Origin of the sequence: Streptomyces sp. NPDC050619, assembly GCF_040654815.1 — a bacterium.
GTDB lineage: Bacteria > Actinomycetota > Actinomycetes > Streptomycetales > Streptomycetaceae > Streptomyces.
In genome coordinates this window covers 103,316-126,613 of record NZ_JBFAIR010000012.1, presented here as the reverse complement: position 1 = coordinate 126,613, position 23,298 = coordinate 103,316, and the positions used below count along the sequence as shown (strand labels likewise).

Annotated in this window: 21 protein-coding genes and 2 pseudogenes; 9 read left to right on the top strand and 14 right to left on the bottom strand. The window is 68.7% G+C overall.

Annotated elements, in window-relative coordinates; all coding sequences use genetic code 11:
- Positions 1 to 7: 7 nt before the first annotated feature.
- The 10 genes from kdpF to AB0I77_RS21010 form a co-directional block, all read right to left on the bottom strand.
- Positions 8 to 97, bottom strand: a complete 90-nt coding sequence (kdpF, locus tag AB0I77_RS21055; protein ID WP_037802756.1) for a K(+)-transporting ATPase subunit F — start codon at positions 95 to 97, stop codon at positions 8 to 10.
- A gap of 273 nt (positions 98 to 370) precedes the next feature.
- Positions 371 to 1,246, bottom strand: coding sequence for a PhzF family phenazine biosynthesis isomerase (locus AB0I77_RS21050; RefSeq protein ID WP_363284147.1), 876 nt, complete (start codon positions 1,244 to 1,246; stop codon positions 371 to 373).
- Positions 1,247 to 1,427: 181 nt separating this feature from the next.
- Entirely contained in the window at positions 1,428 to 2,390 is a 963-nt protein-coding gene (locus AB0I77_RS21045) for a PDR/VanB family oxidoreductase (protein WP_363284146.1), read from the bottom strand.
- 53 nt (positions 2,391 to 2,443) lie between these two features.
- A complete protein-coding gene (locus AB0I77_RS21040; RefSeq protein WP_363284145.1) occupies positions 2,444 to 3,793 on the bottom strand; it encodes an SCP2 sterol-binding domain-containing protein in 1,350 nt (449 codons plus the stop codon).
- A gap of 281 nt (positions 3,794 to 4,074) precedes the next feature.
- Positions 4,075 to 4,539: a helix-turn-helix domain-containing protein gene (locus AB0I77_RS21035; RefSeq protein WP_363284144.1), complete on the bottom strand. Its 465-nt coding sequence runs from the start codon at positions 4,537 to 4,539 to the stop codon at positions 4,075 to 4,077.
- Positions 4,540 to 4,600: 61 nt separating this feature from the next.
- On the bottom strand, positions 4,601 to 5,170 hold the full coding sequence (locus AB0I77_RS21030; protein ID WP_363284143.1) for a TetR/AcrR family transcriptional regulator: 570 nt from the start codon (positions 5,168 to 5,170) through the stop codon (positions 4,601 to 4,603).
- Positions 5,171 to 5,238: 68 nt separating this feature from the next.
- The gene (locus AB0I77_RS21025; RefSeq protein WP_363284142.1) at positions 5,239 to 6,537 is read right to left on the bottom strand and encodes an SNG1 family protein; all 1,299 of its coding nucleotides are present in this window, start codon (positions 6,535 to 6,537) and stop codon (positions 5,239 to 5,241) included.
- A 124-nt stretch (positions 6,538 to 6,661) separates the two neighbouring features.
- The gene (locus tag AB0I77_RS21020) at positions 6,662 to 7,870 is read right to left on the bottom strand and encodes a hypothetical protein (RefSeq protein ID WP_363284141.1); all 1,209 of its coding nucleotides are present in this window, start codon (positions 7,868 to 7,870) and stop codon (positions 6,662 to 6,664) included.
- Complete coding sequence (locus tag AB0I77_RS21015) at positions 7,863 to 8,339, bottom strand: DUF6114 domain-containing protein (protein WP_363284140.1); 477 nt, start codon at positions 8,337 to 8,339, stop codon at positions 7,863 to 7,865. Before AB0I77_RS21015 ends, AB0I77_RS21020 begins: the two co-directional genes overlap by 8 nt.
- 109 nt (positions 8,340 to 8,448) lie before the next feature.
- Entirely contained in the window at positions 8,449 to 9,063 is a 615-nt protein-coding gene (locus AB0I77_RS21010; protein WP_363284139.1) for a DUF6230 family protein, read from the bottom strand.
- Positions 9,064 to 9,335: 272 nt separating this feature from the next.
- On the opposite strand from AB0I77_RS21010, the gene AB0I77_RS21005 reads away from it, so the two are divergent.
- Entirely contained in the window at positions 9,336 to 10,046 is a 711-nt protein-coding gene (locus AB0I77_RS21005) for a MerR family transcriptional regulator (RefSeq protein WP_363284138.1), read from the top strand.
- Positions 10,047 to 10,158: 112 nt separating this feature from the next.
- Here the strand turns inward: AB0I77_RS21005 and AB0I77_RS21000 are convergent, their stop codons facing one another.
- Positions 10,159 to 10,737, bottom strand: coding sequence for a dihydrofolate reductase family protein (locus AB0I77_RS21000; protein WP_363284137.1), 579 nt, complete (start codon positions 10,735 to 10,737; stop codon positions 10,159 to 10,161).
- 323 nt (positions 10,738 to 11,060) lie between these two features.
- Positions 11,061 to 11,690, bottom strand: coding sequence for a helix-turn-helix domain-containing protein (locus AB0I77_RS20995; RefSeq protein ID WP_363284136.1), 630 nt, complete (start codon positions 11,688 to 11,690; stop codon positions 11,061 to 11,063).
- Between the two features lie 199 nt (positions 11,691 to 11,889).
- Here AB0I77_RS20995 and AB0I77_RS20990 point away from each other — a divergent pair, with 199 nt between their 5' ends.
- From AB0I77_RS20990 to AB0I77_RS20955, 8 genes and pseudogenes are all read left to right on the top strand, one after another.
- On the top strand, positions 11,890 to 13,095 hold the full coding sequence (locus tag AB0I77_RS20990; RefSeq protein ID WP_363284135.1) for a cytochrome P450: 1,206 nt from the start codon (positions 11,890 to 11,892) through the stop codon (positions 13,093 to 13,095).
- A 202-nt stretch (positions 13,096 to 13,297) separates the two neighbouring features.
- Positions 13,298 to 13,504, top strand: a complete 207-nt coding sequence (locus AB0I77_RS20985; protein WP_363284134.1) for a hypothetical protein — start codon at positions 13,298 to 13,300, stop codon at positions 13,502 to 13,504.
- A gap of 69 nt (positions 13,505 to 13,573) precedes the next feature.
- Positions 13,574 to 14,803, top strand: coding sequence for a cytochrome P450 (locus AB0I77_RS20980; protein WP_363284133.1), 1,230 nt, complete (start codon positions 13,574 to 13,576; stop codon positions 14,801 to 14,803).
- 70 nt (positions 14,804 to 14,873) lie between these two features.
- On the top strand, positions 14,874 to 15,071 hold the full coding sequence (locus AB0I77_RS20975) for a ferredoxin (RefSeq protein ID WP_363284132.1): 198 nt from the start codon (positions 14,874 to 14,876) through the stop codon (positions 15,069 to 15,071).
- A complete protein-coding gene (locus AB0I77_RS20970; protein ID WP_363284131.1) occupies positions 15,068 to 16,243 on the top strand; it encodes an FAD-dependent oxidoreductase in 1,176 nt (391 codons plus the stop codon). The genes AB0I77_RS20975 and AB0I77_RS20970 overlap by 4 nt, the downstream gene beginning before the upstream one ends.
- 122 nt (positions 16,244 to 16,365) lie before the next feature.
- Complete coding sequence (locus AB0I77_RS20965; protein ID WP_363284129.1) at positions 16,366 to 17,838, top strand: MFS transporter; 1,473 nt, start codon at positions 16,366 to 16,368, stop codon at positions 17,836 to 17,838.
- Positions 17,839 to 18,003: 165 nt separating this feature from the next.
- Positions 18,004 to 20,352 carry an alpha-L-fucosidase gene (locus tag AB0I77_RS20960; RefSeq protein WP_363284128.1) on the top strand — a complete coding sequence of 783 codons (2,349 nt, stop codon included), beginning with the start codon at positions 18,004 to 18,006 and terminating at the stop codon, positions 20,350 to 20,352.
- 174 nt (positions 20,353 to 20,526) lie between these two features.
- Positions 20,527 to 21,087 (top strand): annotated as a pseudogene (locus tag AB0I77_RS20955) (helix-turn-helix domain-containing protein); the annotation flags it as partial.
- 129 nt (positions 21,088 to 21,216) lie between these two features.
- Here AB0I77_RS20955 and AB0I77_RS20950 read toward each other — a convergent pair.
- Entirely contained in the window at positions 21,217 to 22,155 is a 939-nt protein-coding gene (locus tag AB0I77_RS20950; RefSeq protein ID WP_363284127.1) for an XRE family transcriptional regulator, read from the bottom strand.
- A gap of 110 nt (positions 22,156 to 22,265) precedes the next feature.
- Positions 22,266 to 23,276: pseudogene (locus tag AB0I77_RS20945) on the bottom strand (acyl-CoA dehydrogenase family protein); the annotation flags it as partial.
- Between the last annotated feature and the right edge of the window lie 22 nt (positions 23,277 to 23,298).

Sequence of the window (23,298 nt, the reverse complement as noted above, 5' to 3'; positions counted from 1 at the left end):
GGGGCGCTCAGAACCTCTCCGGGAAGACCAGGGCGAGGACGAGATAGCCCAGCAAGGCGACGGCCACGACCAGGCCGACGACGTTCTCGGCGGTCACAGCTTCGTCACCCCCTTGGCGACGAGAGCAACCAACGCGAATACCGCGATCGTGGTGACGACGAAGGCCAGGTCGGCCATCGCGAGCTCCTAGATGAGGTTCGAATCGAACAGACGATTCGAGGAAAGCTCCTCACCGACCGGATTCGACCGCCGTTGACGCCTTCTATACGGCGACCCGTCCGCTTTTGACGGAACCGATACGCCGGACTCCCCCGCCTGAGAGGCCGGCCGACGGAGAAACTGTGCCCGCACTGCCGTCATGGCCGGCGCTTCAGCTGATGCGAGCTCCCGCGCCGCCGACCCGGACGCGCGGGTCACCCGCGCGCAGCGTCACCGTGAGCTCGCCGGGGCGGCCCAGGTCCTCGCCCTGGTGCAGGGTGAGGACGGCGTCCTCGGGGACCAGGCCGAGCTCACGGGCGTACGCACCGAACGCGGCGGCCGCGGCGCCGGTCGCCGGGTCCTCGACGACGCCGCCGACGGGGAACGGGTCACGGACATGGAAGACGGTGGCCGATTCCCGCCACACCAACTGGACCGTGGTCAGGTCCAGTCGGTGCATCAGGGCTTCGAGGCGCGCGAAGTCGTACGCCAGATCCGCGAGGCGAGCGCGCGTCGCCGCCGCGAGGACGAGATGGCGGGCACCGGCGAACGCGATACGGGGCGGGAAGGCCGGATCGAGATCGGCGGCCGGCCAGCCGAGCGCGGCGAGCGCCTCCGCGAGGTCGGCGTCGGCGATCTCCTCGACGTGCGGCTCGACACTGGTGAGCGTGGCCCTGACCGTCCCGCCTTCCTCGGCCACCTCCACCGGCACGGTGCCGGCGCGCGTCGCGAACACCAGTTCCCCGGGGCCTATCCGTTCGGCGAGCGCGACGGCGGTCGCGACGGTGGCGTGCCCGCAGAACGGCACCTCCGCCTTGGGGCTGAAGTAACGGATGCTGTACGCCCGCCCCTCCTGGCCACCGAGGCCCTCCGGGGGCGCGGTCAGGAACGCGGACTCCGAGTAGCCGAGGTCGGCGGCGATGGCCAGCATGTCGCCGTCGTCCAGGGCGGTGGCGTCCAGAACGACGCCGGCGGGGTTTCCGCCGTCGGGGGCGCTGGAGAAGGCGGTGTATCGCAGCACCTCGGGCCGTGGCACATTCGTCGTCATGCTCGCGGCAACGCGGGGTGTGTCCGCGGCTATTCCTGGACACACCGATCGGGAACTTCCGGGTTCAGACCCCAACGGGGATCGGCTTGTCGGCGTCCGCCGGCATGTCGGTCTCCTTGATGCCGTACCGCGTGTAGAAGCGGGCCGCGGACCCGGCGCCCACCAAGCCGCCCTGCCCAGATCAGAGGTCGAGGACCAGGCGGTCGCTGTTGGCTCGGGAGACGCAGATCATCATGGTGTCCCCTGCGGCGCGCTCCTGGTCGCTGAGGACCGAGTCGCGGTGGTCGATCTCCCCGGACAACACCGTCGTCTCGCAGGTTCCGCAGATTCCCTCCTCGCACGAGGTCAGCACCGGCACACCGGCATTTTCGACGGCCTCGAGGATGGACATGTCCTCAGAAATCTTCAGTGTCCTGCCGGACTGGGCGAGTTCGACCTGGAAGGTCGTGCGCGGCCCGGCGGTGACGTCCGCCTTCGGGGCGAAGCGCTCCAGGTGCAGGGCTCCGCTCGGCCACTTCTCGCAGCCGGATTCGACCGCCGCGAGCAGCGGTTCCGGACCGCAGCTGTAGACGGCTGTCTTCCGTTGCGGTTTGCCGAGCAGCGAAGGCAGGTCCAGCAGGCCGTATTCGTCCTGCGGCCGCAGGCTCACCCGGTCTCCGTAGGCCCGCCGCAGAGTCTCGCCGAACGCCATCGACGCTCGGGTACGGCCCCCGTAGACGAGGCGCCAGTCGGCGCGGCTCGCGTTGACGGCTGCCACCATGGGCAGGATGGGGGTGATGCCGATTCCGCCTGCGATGAAGAGGTAGTTCTTGGCCTTCACGAGCGGAAAGTGGTTGCGTGGCCCGCGAATGCGCACCGACTCACCTTCCGTGAGCACGTCGTGCACGTGGCTCGACCCGCCCCGGCTTTCCGGTTCGCGCAGCACCGCGACCTGAAGTCGGGACCGGTCCCCCGGGTCCCCGCACAGCGAATACTGCCTGACCAAGTCGGCTCGCAGTATCAGGTCGATATGCGCGCCCGGCTGCCATTCCGGCAGCGGCCGGCCTTCCCGGTCGCGCAACGTCAGCAGCACGACCCCTTCGGCCGCCGTTTCCTTGCGTTCCACCACGAGGTCGCGCTCGACTTCGGTGCTGAGAGTGCTCATGATCGGCCTTCCATTTCCAGTGATGATTCGGTGATGGGTCCTTTTCTGGCGGATCAGGACGGGAAGCAACGGCCGAAGTCGCGCAGCAGTCGGGGGGAGCCGTGCAGCTTGATCTGGCGACGCACCAGTGCCCACGCCAACATTGACGGCTTGCTGAGGAAACGCAGCCAGGTGCGCGTGTCGGCGGTGATCCTGAGATCCGGCTCACCGTGATGTCCGTCGGCGACATCGAGTTCGCGGTCGCGGATGGTCACGGTGATCTGGCGAGACTCGTCGCCGGTGAAGGTGAAATGGTAGGTGGCGGACATGTCCTTGGCCTGTTCGCGCTGAAAGATCAGCGGCAGGCCTTCCACCAGAGCGTCGATGCTGTTCGCTCGCAAGCTCATCGCTACATGCTTCGTGTGTTTGTGCGGGAACCGGGCGGCCACGTGCTGCTCGGCGTCGGAACCCGGGACGACGTAGACGGTCTCTTCCTTGTCCCGCAGTGGGCGCACGACCTGGGTCAGATGCGCCTTGCGATCGTCCAGCCAGGGGCCGATGACGTCCTCGCCGGCCGGGCATACCGACATGCAGTAGGCCGCCTTGTAGTTGGCGCCGAAGGACAGGCTCTGCCACATCGAGGCGCTCTCGCTGTCGCTCACTCGCGAGCGGTAGTCGTCGGCGTCACGGCTTTCGGCGACTTGTTCGGCCCAGTCGCCGAAGCCACCCATGAACTCGCGGTAGTTGTGCGTGTAGCAGGCGGAGAAGTTGAAGTGACCGTCGGAGGCGATCGCCCCGGTCGGGCAGGCGGTCACGCACAGCTTGCATTCCAGGCAGGGGTTGAACTCGAGAGGCCGGGACTGGTCGCTGATCTCGGCGTCGATCAGCACGGTGCCCAGCAGAATGAAATTGCCGAATTTGGGATGGATGACGTTGCGGTGGATGCCCATCTTGCCGAGCCCGGCCGCCACGGCGACCGGCTTGTGCCCGACGACCCACGTTTTCCTGGGGAACTTGTCCATCTCCATCGGAAAACCCATAGCGGGGTTGACGGCGCGCACACCCATCGCCTCCAGCTTGCCCACCACTCGGCGGCCCACCTCGTTGGTGTGGTCGCCGCTGTGATGGAATTCCAGGTTTGCCACCGAGCGCGCCGGAGTGCGGATGTTCTCCCGGTTCATTCGCACCACGAAGCTGATCAGCGTGCGGACACCCGGCAGCGCGGCGCCCAGGTCGGCTCGCTGGTCGGCGATTTCCGGCCGGTCGATCTCGACGAAACCCACGTCGTCCGCACCCGCTTCGAGACACAGCTCCCGCAGCCATGACGCATCCAGCGGCTCGGCGGGCCGGGCGGCGTCGCGGTCGCGCCGCCGGCGGACCTGGACGACGGTGGGATGGTCGTCGAGCTTGTTCTGTTTGGCCATCGGGCATCACCTCACGGGAGCGGGACGAGTGAGTTTCATAAAGCAACTCGACCCTATCCATATGAGTTGCGTGAAGCAACTGCCAATGCAGAGAGCGAGGTTGTCAAGGTGATGTCGCGGGGCCGACACGACTTGACCGTCGCCGAACGCCCTGAGGCATGAGGCATGAGGCATCCAGCGCAGCGCCGGGGTCGCCGAGCAGTTACGGGTCAGCGCGCGGTCGGTGCGCTGGGGCACCGGGCACCAAGAGGTGGCGATTGGGTCGAGGGACGTCCGGGACGTCAGGCCGGGGAGTCGGTGAGCGCTGGGCCGGGAAGCAGGAGAACGGCGTCCGGCCTCACCGTTTGTCCGCATTCGGTGCACACGAGCTGCTCCCGGACGTTGCCCCCGCAGCCCACATGGCTGGAGACCCGCGGCGGGCCGGCCGGGCCCTCGGCGTGCTCATCGCCCCAGTGCATCAGGGAAAGCAAGGCGGTGAGCAAGTCCTTGGCCTTGTCCGTCGGCCGGTACTCATAGCGGGCGGGCCGCTCCTGATAGCAGACCCGCTCCAGCAAACCATCGTCGACCAGCTTGGAGAGGCGGCTGGTGAGCACGTTGCGGGCAATACCCAGGCTGTCCTGAAACTCCTCGAACCTGCGCAGCCCGAGCAGCGCGTCGCGAACGATCAGCAAAGTCCAGCGCTCACCGACCACTTCAAGGGTTCGGGCGATGGAGCACAGCTGATTTTCGTAGGTCCGGCCCAACATGCCGTCAAATCTAGCACGTTGCACGAAGCAACTTAGGACAAGAACGGGCCCACCCGTCTCGTCAGCGCACGTCTGCCGCATCGAGCAGGGAGGCCACGGTGGGCACGATGAGCCCGGCCAGGATGTCGGCCCCGATCCCCGCACGGGCACTGGCGCCGTCGAAGACCAGGATCAGCTGCCGGGCCAGCAGATCGGGATCGCTCGCCCCGCCCTGTTCGGCCTCGGCACGGAAAAAGGCCTCCAGGTTCCCCTTGATCCGACTCGCGACCCGGCTCGCCGGGTGGCTCTGATCCTTGAGCTCGATCTGCACAGCCAGGTACCGACAGCCTCGGAACTCGGGCCCGCCCGCCTGCGACTCCAGCCGTCCGAAGACGTACAGGATCCGCTCACGGGGTGAAAGGCCATCGCCCGCCGCGGGCAGGAGCCAGGCCGCATAGGACTCGGCTCGTCCCTCCAGACTCGCCGCCAGCAGTTCGTCCTTGCTCTCGAACAGCTGGTACATCGAGCGCTTGGACACCCCCGCCGCCTTGCACAACGCCTCGACGCCGATACTGACGCCCTCCTGATAGGCGAGCGTGGCCGCCGCCTCCAACAGCCGCTCCCGAGAGGTCGGCTTCGCCTGTGTGGTCATGGTGTGAGGCTAACTCGGTTTTCCCGAAATTGAAACCGATCAGTTTACCCAGGCCGGCCAGGTCGCCGCTACACCGCGACGGCAGTCTCCTCGGGCTTCTTCTCGGCCGGGACTCGGTGCAGCCCCTTGCGGTCGTACCAGCCCGTGACACCGAACCCGAACAGCGCACCCACCGCGAGACCGACGGCCATCATCACCCAGCCCCGGGTCAGACCGGAGTCGCCTTGAGCGTCGTAGTACAGGATCGAACGGATCCCACCGGTGATCTGCCGCAGCGGCTCGAACTCCGCGAGGAAGCGGTAGAAGCCGGGCAGCGCCTCGATCGGCGTGGTGGCGCCGGCCGTCGGCACCGCCATCCCGATGAAGACCAGCGTGACCAGCAGCATGCCGGGCGTGCCGAAGACGGCAAGGAGGGAGAGCGCGCCGATCCCGGAGACCGCGATGGCACACACCGAGTACAGCCACAGCAGCGGCAGATGGGAGGCGTCCATCCCCATGAGGCCGACCGCTCCCGCCATGACCAGGCTTCCCATCAGCACGGACAGACCGGCCATGAGGGTGCTGCTGATGGCGAGGGTCTGCGCCCGGGTGGCCCGGATGAGCGGGCGATGCAGGCGCAGCGGGCCCATGTCGTTGTGGGTGTAGCCCAGAGCGTGGTCGACCTGGCCGCTGATGACGTTGGCGGAGAGCATGCCGACGACCACCAGGACCAGCGCGTAGTAGAACGCCGTCAGGCCCAGACCGCTGTGCGCGTCGAGTGGATGCCCGTCCTTGACGGTGACGGCGGCCGGGTCGGCGAGCAGGACGCGCGCCGCGGCGGGCAGCTCGGCCTGCCCGGCCCCGCTCTGCGCGGTCAGCTCCTTGCCCACCTGGAGCGAGGCGCTCTCGGCCGCCTGCGTCGTCGCCGTCCGGGCCAGGCTGGAGCCCACGCTGCCGGCGGACTGGTTGGTCAGCACCGTCAGCGTCGGACGGACCGGGGTCCCGGTGGCCGAGGCGTCGGTCAGCGCGGTGACGGAGGCGGTGAAGTCAGCGGGCACGACGAGCGCGCCGAACACCTTGCCCTTGCCGATCTCGCCCTTCAACTCCTTCTCGTCCATCACCTTCCAGTCGATCTTGCCCCCGCTCGCGGTGGACTTCTTGATCGACTCGGTGATCTGCCTGCCCAGGTTGACCTGCTCGCCACCGACAGCGGCCCCCTTGTCGGCGTTGACCAGACCCACGGGCAGATTCTTCATGTGATCGACCGGATCGATGCTGGCGCCGACATAGAACACGGTGAACAACAGCGCCAGGACACCCGTGATGACACCGTTGGCAATCCACAGCGGTTTCGCGCGCAGGACCCGAAAGGGTTGAATTTCGCGCATGCCTTACTCCGATCTCGACAACACGACCGCATCGGCGCCCGCTTCCGCTGAAACCGATCAGTTTCCGGCTGCATCGTAAACTGATCGGTTTCGCGGGTCAAAGCCGAGGCGGTCCCCGCCGGCTTCAGCGTGGCGTTCCGTACCCGTGGATCCCCGGGATGACGAGCTTTCCGCCCGTCTGTCCGGCCTGGTCGATGTCGGCGTCGTTCAGGCTGAGTTGGAGCTTGAGGCCGAGCTTCCCGACCGTGTCGTAGAGCCACTCCGGCACGGTGTCGGGGGTGAGGTGCAGGCGGAGGACGGGCGGCGTGGGAACGTTCTCGACGCTGGAGAGAGTGCCCGTCAGGCTTTCGACGTACAGGGTGACCTCGTCGCCCCGCAGGGTGGACGTGGAACCGGGCGCTCCGTCGATGTGCTGGATCTGCGGGCCGACGGGCACCGACATCTTCAGGTCATGGATCGAGACGGCCGCCGCGGAGAACTTGAGCACCCGCTTCGGTCCAGCGGCCGTGTCCACGGTCACCACCCCGTGGAAGACGAGGTCGCGCAGGTCGAGGCGGCTCCCCTGCATCTTCCATGCCTCGGCGGCGAATCGGCCGGCCTGATGGTCCTCGGGGGCCTTGAGATCACCGATGTCGCAGTTACGGGCGGTTCCCTGGGGGGACTCCGGTCGCGGCGACGGCTGGGCGGTCCGATGGCTGGGGGTGGGTGATGGCCGCGCTGTCGGCAGCCGTGGGCCGGATGCGGTTGTGGCCTTCGGCGTCGGACCGGCCGAGCTCGGCGAGGGGCTCGCGTGGGCTGCCGGACTTTCCTGCCCGGTGTCGTCGTGAGGGAGATACAGGGGGCCGAGGATGTCCGCAAGGCCCGTCGTGGTGGAGGTCGTGCTGGGTGACGGGGTGGCGGTCGGTGCCGGGGGCGGGGTCGGGCCCGTCCCCTCCTCGTCCGGGTGCTCGCGCGGCTTGACGGCCTCGCCGTCCGGATGAGCGCTGGACGTGCTGGAACCAGCGGACGGAGTGGGGCTTGGCGAAGGCCCCGTCGCAGGTGCTGACGTGTCGCCGGGACGGTCACAGTCGACACCACTGGTTCCGGCGGGTCCGCCCGGCCCCGCTTCGGGAGCGGACAGAGCCGCGGTGGTGCTCGTATCGACGGACTCGGGCAGGCGTTGGCCTCCGAGGACGAGAGCGGTCGGTAGCGCGGTCAGGGCGAGAGCCTTCCCCACCGGCAGGCGCAGGCGCGTCAGCGCGGACGTACGGGGGATGGCGTGCCGGCCTCTCGGCGGCCGGGTGAAGCGGGGTGCCGCGGCCTCGCCACGGGTGTCGGGCGACTGGTCATTCATCCGCCTGCCCTCCCTCCGGAGCGGACGACCCCTCAGTATCGGCGGGTATGCCCTTGGGGTGCCCGTCCACCGGACCCCACGCCAGGGCAAGGAGTCCGCCCGTGGCCGCGAGGAATGTGCCGGCGAGGAAACCGCCGAAATTGGAGATGGGAAGCGACAGCACGCCGAGGAAGACGGCGACGCAGCCGGCGAAGAACCTGATGACCGGCTGGAACCAGAGGAGTCCGCCGAGGACGATCAGAGTCAGGCCGATGACCAGGGATCCGGCGCCTCCGGTGGTGGACATCGCCACGGACAAGGCGCCCAGGGAGAGGTTGAAGTAAGGGAAGTAGATGATGGGCACGGCGGCAAGGAGCACCAGCAGGCCCGCCCAGAAGGGGCGGGTGCGCCGCCAGGTCCGGAAGTTCCGGCGAGCGCGGGTGAAGCCGCTGTCACTGTGGGGGTGCGCGGATGCGCCGACACTCGTCATGTAGCGGTTCCCAAGTCGTGAGTGAGTGATGGTGTCCGTGGGGGGATGCCGGCGCCCCGGGCCGTCGCCGGGCGCTTCCGCGCACTGGAGACGACGGGGCGGGGCGAGGTCAGAAGCAGTCGTGGCGGCCGGCCGCGATGTTCATGTGCAGGCCCGCCAGTTCGAACGTCCCCGCAGAGGTGGCCCAGACCCTCTGGTGGGCCTCGATGATCTCGACCGAGTCCGCCTGCTGGGCATAGCCGTTGGGATCGACGTGGTCCTTCGGGTTGACCTGACCCTTGGTCATGGAACCCGTGGCGACACCGATGTCGACGTTGTTGAAGGTGCCGGTCTTCGCCTGAAGGTCCGTCATGTCGATGTACAGGTTTTTCGCCTTGACGGGCGTACCCGACCCGCCGGCCTTGAGTGACATCGTGTAGGTCCCGAGCACGGGAATGTTCACCGGGACGGACTGGCACATGTCCACGACTTTCGCGTTCTTGATGGACGAGACCGAGACGGGCACGCGCTTGCCGTTCTTGGCGACGTCCACCGTGGCGTAGTTGCCGAATCCGGTGCCGCTCAGAGAACCGGCCGAGACCTTGAAGTCGGAACCCGAGATGCTGAACGAAGCGGCCAGCGCACCCTGAGCCATGGAGACGGCGACCGCCGCGGTCGCGGCCACCGTCGGCACCGCACCGACGGCGAAGCGCTTCCAGTGGGTCTTGCCGAATCGCTGGGACATTGTGTGATCCTCCGTTGTCGAGGCGTACGGGACGACCGGACCCAGGGCCGACGGGCCCAGGTCCGGCGCGGGGATGAGCTACGGCTGGGTGGGGCCGTGGCGGTGCCGACGGCTTCCGCGGGAGCGTGTTGTCCACGCGCACCGAGGAAGCGGGCACGCCGAAGAGGCACTCGATAGTGTTACTACCGAGTACCCGATAGTGGCACTATCAGGATCGCGGGGCAACCCCGGGTAACGCGATACTGGTGGGACAGTTGAGGGTGAGGGAGCGCATGAGGATCTCGGAACTCAGTCGCCGGTCGGGGGTGCCGGTGGCGACCATCAAGTACTACCGACGGGAAGGACTGCTCCCCGAGGGACGGGCGCTGAATCCGACAGCGGTGGAGTACGGCGAGGAGCACGTCCAGCGGCTACGCCTGATCCGTTCCCTCATCCAGCTCGGCGGACTGTCCGTCGCCCGTGCCCGTGAAGTGCTCGATGCCGTCGACCGGCCGCTGGACGCCTTTGAGACCCTCGGCGTCATCCACCACGCACTGCCCGTGCCCTCAGCGGACGAGAACGGCAAGGGAGGCGAGGGCGGCACGGACGACGACGGGGTGGGAAGCGCTGATGACACAACGGTGCCAGGCGGAGCCGCCGCGAGGGTCGAGGCTCTCATCAAGAGCATGGGCTGGCAGATCTCCGACGAGTCACCACACCGCCCGGCGCTCGCCACAAGTCTCGCAGCGTTGGGGCGACTTGGCACCGACTACACGACCGACGACCTCCTCCCCTACGCACGGCTGGCCACATCCACCGCAGACCTGGACTTCGCGCAACTCGACGGAATCGAGGACCGGATCGCCCTCGCCGAGCGAGCGGTGGTGCTGTCCGCATTGTTCGAGCCGGTCGTCAGGCTTCTGCGGCGACTGGCCCAGGAGGACGCGAACCATCGTCGTCATGATCGTCGTGCGTGCGGGCGGGGCGAGCCGCCGACGGAGTGAGCCCTCGGCGGCGTGACCCTTACGGCGTGAGCCCTAGCGACGTGAGCCCTCGGCGGCGGGGCAGAGACGCGGCGGGGCAACGCCGGCACCCGCTCGCGGTGCGTGAACGGACTCAGACATGCAGGGTGGGCCGGTAGATGAGCTCTTGGACGTGGCCGTCGAGCGTTCGGTGCTCGATCAACTCGAGGTCGAAGTCGGCCGCGCCCTGGAAGATCGGGTCCAGCCCGGTCTGACCGGTGATCACGGGGAAGAGCGTCACCTGGACGCGGTCGACCAGACCGGCGGCCATCAGCGCCCGGTTCATCGACAGGCTGCCGTGCGAGCGCAACGGCACCTCGGACTCCTCCTTGAGCCGGGCGACGACGTCGACGGCATCGCCGCTCACGACGGTCGCATCGGGCCAGTCGAGGGATCCTTCCAGCGTGGTCGACACCACCGTGGCGGGCAGGCTCCTCATCCGTGTGACCCACGGGTCACGCACCTCGGACTCCTCGGTGCTCGAGGCCAGCATCCGCGCGAACGCCCGATACGTGTTGGCCCCGAAGACCATCCGCTGCTCCTCTCTGTACAGGGCGAGGCGGTGGTCCAGGAGCTCTGGGCCTTGCTTGCCCCAGTAGCCGGTCCAGTTGCCGCCGGCGGCGCCGAAGCCGTCGAGGCTGGAGAAGACGTCGAATGTGTAGGTAGCGGTCATGATGTTCTCCTCGGACGCGGTTGATCGCGTGTCGGGGATAGAGACTGGCGACCGCGACGAGACTCATCGCCCATGGACTCATGGAGTCCGGCCGCCGCGGATGCAGCTCCGGATGCGGCCCTGGGGAGCTGTACTACGGCCAGGGTGGAAGCGCGCGAGTTCCTGGAATCTTGGGCACTCAAGGGGCTGAACCCGCGTCGGAGTCACCCATCGAAGCAGCCTTGTCGGACGTGTTCCACCCGCCGATGGGTTGGGGATGCCGTACGAGGTTCCGTCCGTTGGGTGGAGGCGAGTGTCTTGCCGAGGGGCAGCGTTCGGCCGCGTCAGATCGTCCAGTTTCCAGGTCGTGGTGATGGCCGCAGCGGAACGGACTCGGGAAGCGGGGTCGCCGCCGCCGGTGACAAGCCATCGAGGATGAGGGAGAGGTAGCGGCGCCAGCCGTCGCCGGCCGGGTCCATGGTCCACAGCAGGCTGAAGAGCATGGCCATGATTCTGGGCATGTCGTCCGGTACGAGGTCGGCGCGGATGCGTCCGACCTCCTGGGCGCGACGGGTGAGAAGGGTCAGCGACGCGTAGTACGGGCCGATGGCGTCCGAGATGACGGCGCCGGCGTTTCTCGCGGCGGCCAGGGTGTTGTGCTCGCGGGCGGCCAGCGACATGGCGGCGTCGATCACGGAGTTGAGTGCGCGTAGCGGGTCGTCATCGAGGAGTGCCTGTTCGATGGCGGGAGCGATGCACTCGGCGATGCCCTGCTCCAAGGCGGCCTTCGCGAGGACGGCCTTGTTGGGAAAGCGCCGGAAGAGCGTTCTGATACCGACCCCGGCGTGCTGGGCGATCTCCTCCAGTTGCGCGTCGGGGCCGCTCTCCGCGAAAACCTCGCGGGCGGAGCGCAGGATCCGCTCGGCGTTGCGGGCTGCGTCTGTCCGCAGGAGTCGCTCGGAATCGGTGGCCACGAGGACAGAGTACCAACAGGCAGTTGACTGCCACTTGCATCAGGGGCACCATGGAACTGGCAGTCAACTGCCAGTTACTGCTGCGTGTCGGCTCGCTAATGATCCGGTGAAGGCGCCGAGGTACTGGTGAGCAGCCGTCGTGACCACTCGAGAACGCAGAGGTACTGCACGCGTCGCCCACGACGCTCCAGGAGGTTCCATGTCCACCACGACCGGCACCGATGACGCCATCGGTCTTCCCGAGTTCCCCGCTGACCGCGACGCACGCTGCCCTTTGGCCCCCGCCCCCGAGTACCGGGAGTGGCGTGAGACGGGTGGTCTGCGTCGGGTGAACTTCAGGGGCCACGCCGCCTGGGCCGTAAGCCGGTACGAGGACGTCACGGGCGCGATGACGGATCCGCGGATCAGCGCAGAGGTCCCGATGCAGCAGATCAGCATGGGCCCCGGCACCCAGATGTTTCCCCGGATGGACGACCCCGAACACGCCCGTCTGCGCCGCATGCTGACCAAGGACTTCACGGTCAAGCGGGTCCAGGCCCTGCGCCCGCAGATCGAAGAGATGGCGAACGAGTTCATCGACACCATGGTTGCCTCCGGCAGCCCCGCGGATCTGGTCCAGGCGTACGCGCTGCCCATTCCCTCCCTGGTGATCTCGATGCTGCTGGGGGTGCCTTACGACGACCACGCCTACTTCCAGGACATCACCTCCGTCCTGATGAGCCGCACCGCCACGGAGGAGGAGAGGCAGAAGGCCAGAGGGTCGATCCTCGGCTATCTGTTCGACCTCATCGGGAAGAAGGAACGCGAGCCGGACGACGCCCTGATCAGCCGTGTCGTGCGCGAGCACCTCCATGAGGGGCAGCTGAGCCGCGAGACCTTGGCTGTGAACGGCTTCATCCTCCTCAACGCCGGGCACGAGACATCCGCGAACATGATCGCGCTGGGCACCCTCACGCTGCTGGAGAACCCGGACACCCTCGCGCGGATCCGCGACACGGACGATCCGAAGGTGGTCTCGCGCGCGGTGGAGGAACTCCTGCGCCATCTCACGGTCGTGCACAGCGTGGTCACCCGCATGGCCACGGAGGACATCGAGATCGGCGGCCAGCTCGTCCGCGCCGGTGACCTCCTGGTCATGAACCTCTCGGCGGCCAACTGGGATCCCGGCTTCGTCAGTGACCCCGAGCGCCTCGACATCGACCGCGACGCCCGCGGACACGTGGCCTTCGGACACGGCGTGCACCAGTGCCTCGGACAGGTCCTGGCCCGTGCCGAACTCGAGATCGCCCTGCCCGTGCTCCTGCGCCGGCTGCCCGGCCTGCGGCTCGCGGTGCCACCGGAGGAGATCACGTTCCGCAACGACATGAGCATCTACGGCGTCCACGCGCTGCCGATCGCCTGGTGACACGGCTCGAGCGCCCTGCAGCACGAGGGCCGGTCGCCGCCACCCGCATGCTCGCCGGATCCCTGGCGGACTCGCGGATCGGCGGCGCGAACGGCCGCCCCGCCGATCCCGCGGCCCTGGAGATGATGAACACCCTCACCCGCAGCGTCGACCCGGCGCTGGTCTCGCCCGTGGTCGCCTTCCTGGCCACGAGGACTGCCCGGTGTCCGGTGAGGTCTGCGCCGCAGGTGCCGGACAGGTTGCGCGGTTCTTCGTCGCACGGACGCGGGGCTACCCCACCCCCGCGCTGACGGCCGAGGACGTACGCGACCACCTCGACCGGATCCGGGACGAGACCGACTCCTTCATCCCCGCTGACCCCGGCATGGAGATGGCCCACCCGCTGCGGAGCACCACACACCACCCATGAGCAGGCGCCTCGCACGCCCTGCTCCGGCGGACCACTGCTCGTCCATCCCCTCCCCCCACAGGAGCAACCATGAGTACGGCGACCGACCAGACCCAGCCGAACGACGACACCAGCCTTCCCGACTACCCCGGCACCCGTTCCCCCGGCTGCCCCTTCGACCCGCCCCCCGTGCTGGCTGGTTGGCGGGGTACCGAGGGGCTGACCCGGGTACGGTTGAGCAATGGCCGCATCGCCTGGGCGGTCACCCGGTACGACGATGTCAAGCAGGTACTGGGCGATCCGCGGCTCAGTGCCGACGGGCATCGCTATCCGCAGCTGATGGAAACCCAGCAGCGCGGCCAGCCGCAGGCGTTCCCGCGGATGGACGCCCCCGAGCACTCCCGTATCCGGCGCACCCTCACCGGCGAGTTCACCGTCAAACGGGTCGAGGCGATGCGGCCGCAGGTCCGGTCGCTGGTCGACCGGTTCCTGGAGGAGATGATCGCCACAGGATCACCGGCGGACCTGGTGCGCGCTTACGCCCTGCCGATTCCGTCCCTGGTGATCTCGCTGCTGCTCGGGGTGCCCTACGACGACCACGCCTTCTTCCAGACACGCAGCGCCACGCTGATGCGCAAGGGAGTCCCACAGGAGGAGAGGCAGGCAGCGGGCGGTGAACTGTTCGGCTACCTCTTGGACCTGGTGAAGCGCAAGGAGCGCGAACCGGGGGACGACCTCGTCAGCCGGCTGGTCACCGAGCGGGTGGTCACCGGAGACCTCACCCATCTCGACGTGGCCATGAACAGCATGGTCATCCTGATGGCAGGGCATGAAACCACGGCCAACATGATCGCGCTGGGCACGCTGGCCCTGCTGGAGAACCCCCGCCAGGCCGCCCGGATCCGGGACACCGACGATCCGAAGGTGGTCGCCGACGCCGTCGAGGAACTGCTGCGGTACCTGTCGATCGCCCAGGACATGCTGGTGCGCGTGGCGACCGAGGATCTCGACGTCGGCGGTCACCTCGTACGGGAGGGCGAGATGCTGGTCTTCGGTGTGCCCTCCGCCAACCGGGACAACAGCGTCTTCGAGCCCGCCGACGTCCTGGACCTCGCCCGCGACGCCCGCGGACACGTGGCCTTCGGATACGGCGTCCACCAGTGTCTCGGCCAGTCCCTCGCCCGCGTGGAACTGCACGAGGCCCTGCCCGCGCTGCTGCGCAGGCTGCCGGACCTGCGTCTGGCCGTACCTCTGGAAGAGCTGAGTTTCCGTCACGACATGGTGGTCTACGGCGTGTACGAGCTGCCGGTCGCCTGGTAGCCGCAAGGCCGCCGCCCCTGAAAACCCCCTACCTGAAGCCCCACCCCCGAAGAACCGAGGACGAGAGACCATGCGTGTGGAGCTGGACGAACCGAAATGCGTCGCGGCCGGACAGTGTGTGATGGCCGCCCCCGACGTGTTCGACCAACGGGACGAGGACGGCGTCGCCGTGGTGCTGGAGGAGCACCCCGCCGCCGAACTCCTCGACGGCGTACGGGAGGCCGTAGCCGTCTGCCCGGCCGCGGCGATCCGCCTGGCCGAGCTGTGAAACGGATCGTGGTCGTCGGTTTCTCGGCCGCCGGTCTGGCGGCGGCCGAGACACTGCGCCGGGAGGGCTACGACGGCACGTTGACCCTGGTCGGCGACGAACTCCACCCGCCCTACGACCGGCCGCCGCTGTCCAAACAGGTCCTGTCCGGTCAGTGGGACGCCGACAGGACGGTCCTGCGGACTCCGCAGGACCTTGCCGCCCTCGGCCTCGACCTGCGGCTCGGCGTCGCCGCGGCCGGCCTCGACCCCGCCGCGCGTCTGGTGCGGCTGGCGGACGGCTCGACGGTGCCGTACGACCGGCTGGTCATCGCGACCGGTGTACGGCCACGGCGCCTTCCCGGTGATCGTGACGCCCACGTGCTGCGCACGCTCGACGACGCGCTCGCCCTGCGGGAGAGGCTGAAGCCGGGCAGCCGCCTGGTGGTGGTCGGCGCCGGCTTCCTCGGCGCCGAGGCCGCCGCCGTGGCATGGCGGCTCGGTGTGGAGGTCGTCCTGCTCGAACCCGCCCCGGTGCCACTGGCCCACGCGGTCGGCACGGAGGTCGGACAGATCCTCTCGCAGGCCCACCGCGACCATGGCGTGCACCTGCGCACCGGGGTCACCGTGACCGAAGTGACCGGGCGCGGCGTACGTCTGGCGGACGGCGAACTGGTCGAGGCCGACGAGGTGTTGGTGGCCGTCGGATCGCTTCCCAACACCGAGTGGCTGGGCGGCAGCGGTCTGCCGGTGGCCGACGGCGTGCTCTGCGACGAGTACTGCCGTGCCGCGCCGAAGGTGTACACGGCCGGGGACGTCGCCCGCTGGCACAACCCGCTGTTCGGGACACCGATGCGGATCGAGCACCGTACCAACGCGGCCGAGCAGGGCATGGCCGCGGCCCGTAACCTGCTCCACCCTGAGACCGGCAAGCCGTTCGCGCCGGTGCCCTACTTCTGGTCCGACCAGTACGACATGAGGATCCAGGCGTACGGATATCTGCGCGGCCACGACGAAGTGGCCGTCGTGGAAGGCGACTTGAGCGAGCGCAGGTTCGTGGCCGCATACCGCACCGGCGAGACGCTGACCGGAGTCCTGGCCGTCGGCATGCCACCCAAGGCCATCCGCCCGTGGCGTCAGGCCATCGCTACCGGCACTCCCTGGCACGACGCACTGGCCTCCAACGCGCTTTAGACCGGCGCACACGGGCCCACCGCCCGAAAGAGCAACCCCCACCTGCTCCCTGTCCGCACCGACGTCAGCCCGTTCCGTTGCGGCCGCTCTCACCCCGCACCCCCCACAGGGAAGGCTCACCCATGTCCGGAGCACACCCGCCGACCGCCCAGGCGCAGAATTTCCCGTCATTGCGTCTGGGCGTCGTGGTGGCGACACTCGCCTTCACCGGGATCGCCGGCGCGATGACGCAGACCCTGGTGATCCCGATCGTCCCCCTCCTGCCCCGACTACTGGACGCCCAGGCCTCGGACACCGCCTGGGCCGTCACGGCCACGCTGCTGTGCGGCGCGGTCTCCACCCCCGTGACGGGCCGGCTCGGCGACATGTACGGCAAGCGGCGCATGCTCCTGATCGGCATCTGCCTGCTCGTGCTGGGCTCGGTGATCTGCGCGCTGAGCGACTCCCTCGCTCCCCTGCTCGTCGGCCGGGCGTTGCAGGGACTGGCGGCGGGCGTGGTGCCGCTGGGCGTGAGCATCATGCGCGACGTACTGCCCGCCGAGAAAGTGCCCGCGGCGACGGCGGCGATGCTCGGCTCCCTCGGCGTCGGCGCCGCCCTGGGCCTGCCCGCCGCCGCGGTCATCGCCGACAACTTCGACTGGCACGTGCTGTTCTGGGCGGCCGCGGCCCTCGGCGCGGTCGCCGCCGGGCTCGTGTTGCTGCTGGTGCCCGAGTCGAAGGTGCGTACGGGCGGGCGCTTCGATCTGATGGGTGCGGTCGGCATGGCGGTGGGCCTGGTCTGCCTGCTCCTCGCGGTCTCCAAGGGCGCCGACTGGGGATGGGGAAGCGGTACGGTCCTCTCCCTGTTCGCCGTGGCCGTGATCGTGCTGGTGCTGTGGGGCTGGTTCGAACTGCGCGCCCCGCAGCCCATGGTGGACCTGCGCACCACCGCACAACCGCAGGTACTGCTCACCCACCTCGCCGGGCTGGCGCTGGGCCTCGCCCTGTTCGCGATGAATCTGGTGTTGCCGCAGCTGCTCACGATGCCTGAGGCCACCGGCTACGGTCTGGGCAAGTCCCTGGTCGTCACCGGCCTGGTCATGGCTCCGCAGGGTCTGACGATGATGGCGGTCTCCCCGTACGGAGCGCGCATCACCAAGACCAAGGGGCCGAGGGTGACGCTCATGATCGGGTCCGTGATCGTGGGGGCGGGCTACCTGCTCACCATGGTGATGATGTCCGGGCTCTGGCAGGCCATCGTGGCCTCCTGCATCGTGGCGACAGGAGTGGGCTTCGCCTACGGCGCGCTGCCCGCGCTGATCATGGAAGCCGTGCCGGTGTCCGAGACCGCCGCCGCCAACGGCCTCAACGCCCTTATGCGTTCCATCGGCACGACCGTCTCCAGCGCCGTCGCCGGCCTGATCCTGGCGCACATGACCACCGACTTCCACGGCGTGCACTTCCCGACCCAGAACGGCCTGCGTGCCGTCCTGGCCCTGGGCGTCGGCTCCGGTGTCCTCTCCTTCACCTTCGCGAGCCTCATCCCCCGTAGACCCCCGACAGAGGTCCCCGCCCCGGCGGAGTCAGCCGCCGTGAAGACCGCGGGCGCGGAGTAGGACGCTGCTTCCAGCAAGCAGGAAGCGGCATATTCGATCGGTACATGCGCCCGAGCCATCCACTGTGTCGTCCTACCTATCTCTCTAATTGCCCTCCCTGCCCGTCCTGTTGACACCGCAGCGAGTCCCCTCAATCATCAGACCTCCGATGAATTGGAGCCGCTCATGGGTACGTATCCGAGACGTCAGGTCCTGGGCGCTGCGGCCGGAGTCGCCGCCACGGCAGCCCTTCCCCTCACCTCGGCCACCGCCGCACACGCCGCCGAACCACTCCCGGAGCACGCCGGGCCGTGGGCTCCCGTCCCCGACCCCGTCCCTGTCCCGCTCGACACCCTCTACGACAACGACGGCATCGACACCGCCTCCGCACGGGGCGGCGACTTCGACGGCTCGGGCTACACGTTCCCGGGGGAGGAACTTCCGACGGGCCGTGTCGAAGTCGACGGCGTGCCCTTCGTCTTCCCGGCCTCCGCTGACGGCGCGAAGAACAATGTCGTCGCACTCGGCCAGCGCGCCGAACTGCCCAAAGGCCGCTACCTCTCGGCCGTCTTTCTCACCGCGGGCAGCTATGGCAACGCCTCCGGCACAGCTACGGTCCACTACACGGACGGCTCGACCACGACCGCCACCCTCGGCGGCTCCGACTGGTACTCCGCGGGCGGATCTCTGTCGGTGCCGTACCGCTACGGACCGGACGGCACCAGGGACGAACACCGTGTGGGGATCGGCACGTCCGAGCTGTGGCTCGATCCACGGCGCGACGCCGTAGCGATCACGCTTCCGGTGATCAACCCGGCGGAGGCGAACAAGACCTCGCTCCACGTGTTCGCGCTGTCCCTGCAACCTGCCGCTCAGGGGCGCGCGCTGGCTCTGCGCGGGGCCCGGTCCACCAACTCGCTCCTTGAGTCGTCCGGCGCCCAGAGCGTCGAAGCCACCGTCGTCAACGCGGGGACGGTCGCCGTCCTGGCCGCGGACGGCGTGTCGGTGCGCGTCGAGGTTCCGGGAGCCCGCACGGTCGAGGCCGGTCGTGTCCGCCGTCTGGACCCCGGCGAGCAGGCCCGCGTCCGCGTGGGCATCCGCAACCGTGCGGGCACCGCCCCCGGCACGGCCCGGGACGGCTCGGTGACCGTCACCGGGCGAGGATCTCAAGCCGCCGCGCAGAAAAGCCGGTTGACCCTCGGAGTCGCCGACTACCAGCCCACTGCGGCCTCTCTCTCCGGCCACCAGGCGCCGTACTGGTTCCACGGCGCCAAGTTCGGCATCTTCATCCACTGGGGTGTCTACTCGGTGCCGGCCTGGTCGCCGGTCGGCAAGCAGTACGCCGAGTGGTACTGGAACCACATGCAGGACCCCGCGAACGCCGTCTACGGGTACCACCGCGAGAAGTACGGCGAGAACTTCGCCTACGACGACTTCATCCCGATGTTCACGGCGGAGAAGTTCGATCCTCGCGCCTGGGTCGAACTGTTCCGGGACGCGGGCGCGGAGTACCACGTGCTGACCTCGAAGCATCACGAAGGCTTCGCCCTGTGGGACACGAAGGTCTCCGACCGCAATTCAGTGAAAATGGGCCCGAAACGGGACCTCATCAAGGAACTCTTCGACGCGTCCCGCCGCTACACGCCCGAACTCCACCGCGGGCTCTACTTCTCCATGCCCGAGTGGTTCAACCCGGACAATCCCTGGATGGGCCACGCCCCACGCAACCCATACACCCAGGAGCCGGAGCCGTACACGGGTTACACCGCGGGCAAGGACTTCGTGAAGGACTACCAGGCCCCGCAGATGCTGGAGCTGATCCACGGCTACGACCCGGAGCTCATCTGGTGTGACATCGGCGGCGCCAACGACAGCCTGAACGTCCTCGCCGAATACCTCAACCACGCCAAGAACCGCCCCCGGCCCATCGAGGTCACCGTCAACGACCGTGCGGGCATCGCTTTCCACGACTTCACCACGCCCGAGTACACGACGTACGACAACACGGTCGTCGCCAAGTGGGAGTCCAGCCGCGGCCTGGACCCCTTCAGCTACGGCTACAACCAGGCGACACCGGACGACGCTTACATGACGACCGAAGAGGTGGTACACAGCCTCGTCGACATCGTCTCCAAGAACGGCAACTTCCTCCTCGACATCGGCCCACGTGCCGACGGCACCATCCCTGAGATCATGCAGACCCGGCTGCGCGAGACAGGCCGCTGGCTGCGCACCAACGGAGAGGCGATCTACGACACCACGTACTGGTCCCGGATGGCCGAACTGGGCGAGGACCTGCGGTTCACCATCCGCCCGGACGAGGCCTTCTACATCCACTCCCTGGCCGAGCCGGGCACCAAGCTCACCGTCGAAGCACCGATCCCGATCCGCAGCGGCGACAAGGTGACGATGCTCGGCCACGGCCGGCCCCTGACATGGACTCTCGGCAACGGGGCGCTGGTGATCGACGTCCCCGAAGCCGCACGCAAGGCGGGGCAGCATGCGTGGGTCTTCAAAGTGCACTGGCGTGGCTGAGACTCGACATACGCCCTGAACACGACCGGTGGTCGCGACGGCATGACGCCGCTCGCGACACCGGTTCCTCCCTGGCGAAACCGGGCGCTCTCCGCTCCGAGCGACAAGTGATGTCAGCTCCCGCGTACAAAGCCAGGCGTGTGGGCACCGCTTTCATGTTCCTTGAGAACGCGAATGCGGTCGGCGTCGCTGGCGGACTCGGCTACGACTCAGGTACGCGAAGTGGCCCGATGGATCTGCGCGCACTGCACCGAGCCGCTCAGCATCGACGCGATCGACGCCGCGGCGCACATGAGCCCCGCCAGCCTGCACCGGCACTTCAAAGCGGCCACCGGCATGAGCCCCCTCAAGTACCAGAAGCACCTGCGGCTGCAGGAGGCACGACGGCGCCTGCTCGGCGGCCACGCCACCGCTGCCCAGATCGCTCAGGCGGTCGGATACGTGAGCGCCACCCGGTTCAACCGCGAGTACCGCAGCAGCGCGCAGCCCGACATGCCCCTCGAGGTCTACGACAAGCAGCGGCGCACCGTCGACCGCGTGATGGCGGAGGCGATCAGGGACGGCGACGCCCCCGCCGTCGTCGCCAAGGTGATCGTCGCGGCAGCGACCGACGCCAAACCGAAGGTGCGCCACACCGCCGGCCCCATGGCCGGACGCGCGAGCACACTGCGCCGCGTCGCTCCCGCCCGGACCTTCGACAAGCAGATCCGCAAGATGAACAGGCTGGCCGGCTGACGCCTGCCCGCACCCAAGCACACCCACAAGACTGTGGGGCGTCCGCCGATCTGCCTGAACCGCTGAGCGGTCCGGAGCAGTGCGGCGTGCCTGGACGCTGGACGGAACCCGATCGGCCGCACGGGGCCGTCAGCCCGCCCGGACGAGGAAGCGCTGATCTGCCGCGCCCGAGCAGCGTTCCTCGATCGCCTCGGCGCCCGTGGTGGTGTCGTCGCCTGCGATGCCGATGCACCCGCTGCTGGTGGCCGGGCGCAGCCGGAAGGTCCCGGCAGTGGGTTCCAGGCGGAAGAGGGTGCCCTGCGCGCAATTCTGGCGGGGTTCGAGCATGCCCTTGATCTGGTCCGCGCCCATGACCGTCAGGCATCCCTTTCCCATCTCCGGATGGTGCCACTGGATGCGGTAGAGCCCTTCGCCCACCGGTTCGAGGTAGGTGCGCGGTACGGGGGCCTCGGCACAGGGGAGTTGGACGGCTACGGCGCTGTCGTAGGAGCCGTCGCGGGTGCGTCCGTCGGTCAGGCAGAGATCGGGTGTGCGGGCGGGGCGGATGGTGACCCATCCGTCGGCGGGAGAAGCCGGTGTCGTCGGCTCGGCGGAGTCGGCGGAGAGCAGCCCCCAGCCGACCAGGGCCAGCATCGGGACCACCAGCGTGGTCGCGCCGGCGACTGTGGCGGCTCTGGGTCGGCGGGGCGGCGCGATCGTAGCCGCTTCAGTCCGCGGTTGAGCATCGGTGTCGACGTCGCGCGCCGGGACGGGCGCCGCAGTCGTGCGTGCGGCGGCGGCGAGCCGGTCTCTGGTGGCCAGCCAGACGTCGACCCGCTCGCCGTCCCCGCAGGCCCGGACGAACGCGGCCAGAACCTCGGGGCGGGGCAGGCTCGTCCGGCGCAGTACGTCGGCGAGCGTGCTGCGCGCCAGGACGTCACCACTGCGGGCGGCTCGCTCCTCGAGCTCGCGATACGTCAGCCCTGAGCGCTCCTTGAGCCGCTGCATCGACGCGATGAAGCCGGCGGCGTCCCGGACCTCGTGCGGCGACACGTCTTCGTACGGTGGCAACTCCCCCAGGCTCCCCATGAGCGTCAGCTTGCTGTGTCCCTGCCAGGGAGACAACGGCGTATTCCGTCATGTCTGGCTGTCCGGGCCGAGGTTCGGACAACGGGCCGTCATCGTGCGAGCGGCGGGACTCAGCTCACCAGCCCCAACTCCCGTGCGATCAGCATCCGCTGCACCTCACTGGTGCCCTCGCCGATCTCCAGGATCTTGGAGTCGCGCCACATACGGGCCACCGGGTACTCGTTCATGAAGCCGTAGCCGCCGTGGATCTGGGTGGTGTCACGGGCGTTGTCCACGGCGATCGGGCCAGGGCCGCCTCCTTCTTGAACGGTTCGCCGGACACCAGACGGGAGGCCGCGTCCCGCCAGGCCAGGCGAGCGGTGTGGGCCCTCATCTCCATGTCGGCGATCTTGAACTGGATGGCCTGGTTGGCGCCGATGGGCCGGCCGAAGGCGTGACGTTCCTGCGCGTACTTCACCGACTCGTCCACGCAGCCCTGCGCGAGACCGGTCGTGAGCCCCGCGATGGCGATCCGCCCCTCGTCCAGGATGCGCGGGAACTGCGCGTAGCCCCGGCCCTCGCGGGGACGCGGACATCTGCGAAGGACAGCTCGCGGGTGTCCGAGGCGTTCCAGCCGACCTTCGAGTAGGGGGCCGCCGCGGTGAAGCCCGGGGTGCTGGACGGGACGATGATCGCCGAGATCCGCGGCCTGCCGTCGGGCTTACGGCCGGTGACGGCGGTGACGGTCACCAACCCCGTGATGTCCGTACCCGAGTTGGTGATGAAGCACTTGGTGCCGTTGATCACCCACTCGTCCGTGTCGGGGTCCAGACGGGCCGTGGTCCGGGTGGCACCGGCGTCGCTGCCGCCGTCCGGCTCGGTCAGGCCGAACGCGCCGAGGAGCTCACCCGAGCGCTCCCCTTCAAGTTGGGCGGCAACATGGCGCCGAGCGAGATGCCCGCCTCCAGGGTGATCGCCACCGACGAGTCCACCCGGGCCAGTTCCTCCAGGGCGATGCCGAGCGCCAGATAGTCGCCGCCCATGCCGCCGTACTCCTCCGGGAACGGCAGCCCGAACAGGCCCATACGGCCCATCTCGCGGACGATCTCGTACGGGAACTCGTGCCGCTCGTAGAAGTCGCCGCCCGGACGGTCCGGGACTGGG

Coding starts and splice junctions, on each gene's coding strand:
- AB0I77_RS20950 (WP_363284127.1), bottom strand. CDS start 22,155: ATGGGGAGCCTGGGGGAGTTGCCACCGTACGAAGACGTGTCGCCGCAC.
- AB0I77_RS21035 (WP_363284144.1), bottom strand. CDS start 4,539: ATGTTGGGCCGGACCTACGAAAATCAGCTGTGCTCCATCGCCCGAACC.
- AB0I77_RS21010 (WP_363284139.1), bottom strand. CDS start 9,063: ATGTCCCAGCGATTCGGCAAGACCCACTGGAAGCGCTTCGCCGTCGGT.
- AB0I77_RS21030 (WP_363284143.1), bottom strand. CDS start 5,170: ATGACCACACAGGCGAAGCCGACCTCTCGGGAGCGGCTGTTGGAGGCG.
- AB0I77_RS20980 (WP_363284133.1), top strand. CDS start 13,574: ATGAGTACGGCGACCGACCAGACCCAGCCGAACGACGACACCAGCCTT.
- AB0I77_RS21005 (WP_363284138.1), top strand. CDS start 9,336: ATGAGGATCTCGGAACTCAGTCGCCGGTCGGGGGTGCCGGTGGCGACC.
- AB0I77_RS21000 (WP_363284137.1), bottom strand. CDS start 10,737: ATGACCGCTACCTACACATTCGACGTCTTCTCCAGCCTCGACGGCTTC.
- AB0I77_RS20975 (WP_363284132.1), top strand. CDS start 14,874: ATGCGTGTGGAGCTGGACGAACCGAAATGCGTCGCGGCCGGACAGTGT.
- AB0I77_RS21045 (WP_363284146.1), bottom strand. CDS start 2,390: ATGAGCACTCTCAGCACCGAAGTCGAGCGCGACCTCGTGGTGGAACGC.
- AB0I77_RS20960 (WP_363284128.1), top strand. CDS start 18,004: ATGGGTACGTATCCGAGACGTCAGGTCCTGGGCGCTGCGGCCGGAGTC.
- AB0I77_RS20965 (WP_363284129.1), top strand. CDS start 16,366: ATGTCCGGAGCACACCCGCCGACCGCCCAGGCGCAGAATTTCCCGTCA.
- AB0I77_RS21015 (WP_363284140.1), bottom strand. CDS start 8,339: ATGACGAGTGTCGGCGCATCCGCGCACCCCCACAGTGACAGCGGCTTC.
- AB0I77_RS21050 (WP_363284147.1), bottom strand. CDS start 1,246: ATGACGACGAATGTGCCACGGCCCGAGGTGCTGCGATACACCGCCTTC.
- AB0I77_RS20990 (WP_363284135.1), top strand. CDS start 11,890: ATGTCCACCACGACCGGCACCGATGACGCCATCGGTCTTCCCGAGTTC.
- AB0I77_RS21040 (WP_363284145.1), bottom strand. CDS start 3,793: ATGGCCAAACAGAACAAGCTCGACGACCATCCCACCGTCGTCCAGGTC.
- AB0I77_RS21020 (WP_363284141.1), bottom strand. CDS start 7,870: ATGAATGACCAGTCGCCCGACACCCGTGGCGAGGCCGCGGCACCCCGC.
- AB0I77_RS21025 (WP_363284142.1), bottom strand. CDS start 6,537: ATGCGCGAAATTCAACCCTTTCGGGTCCTGCGCGCGAAACCGCTGTGG.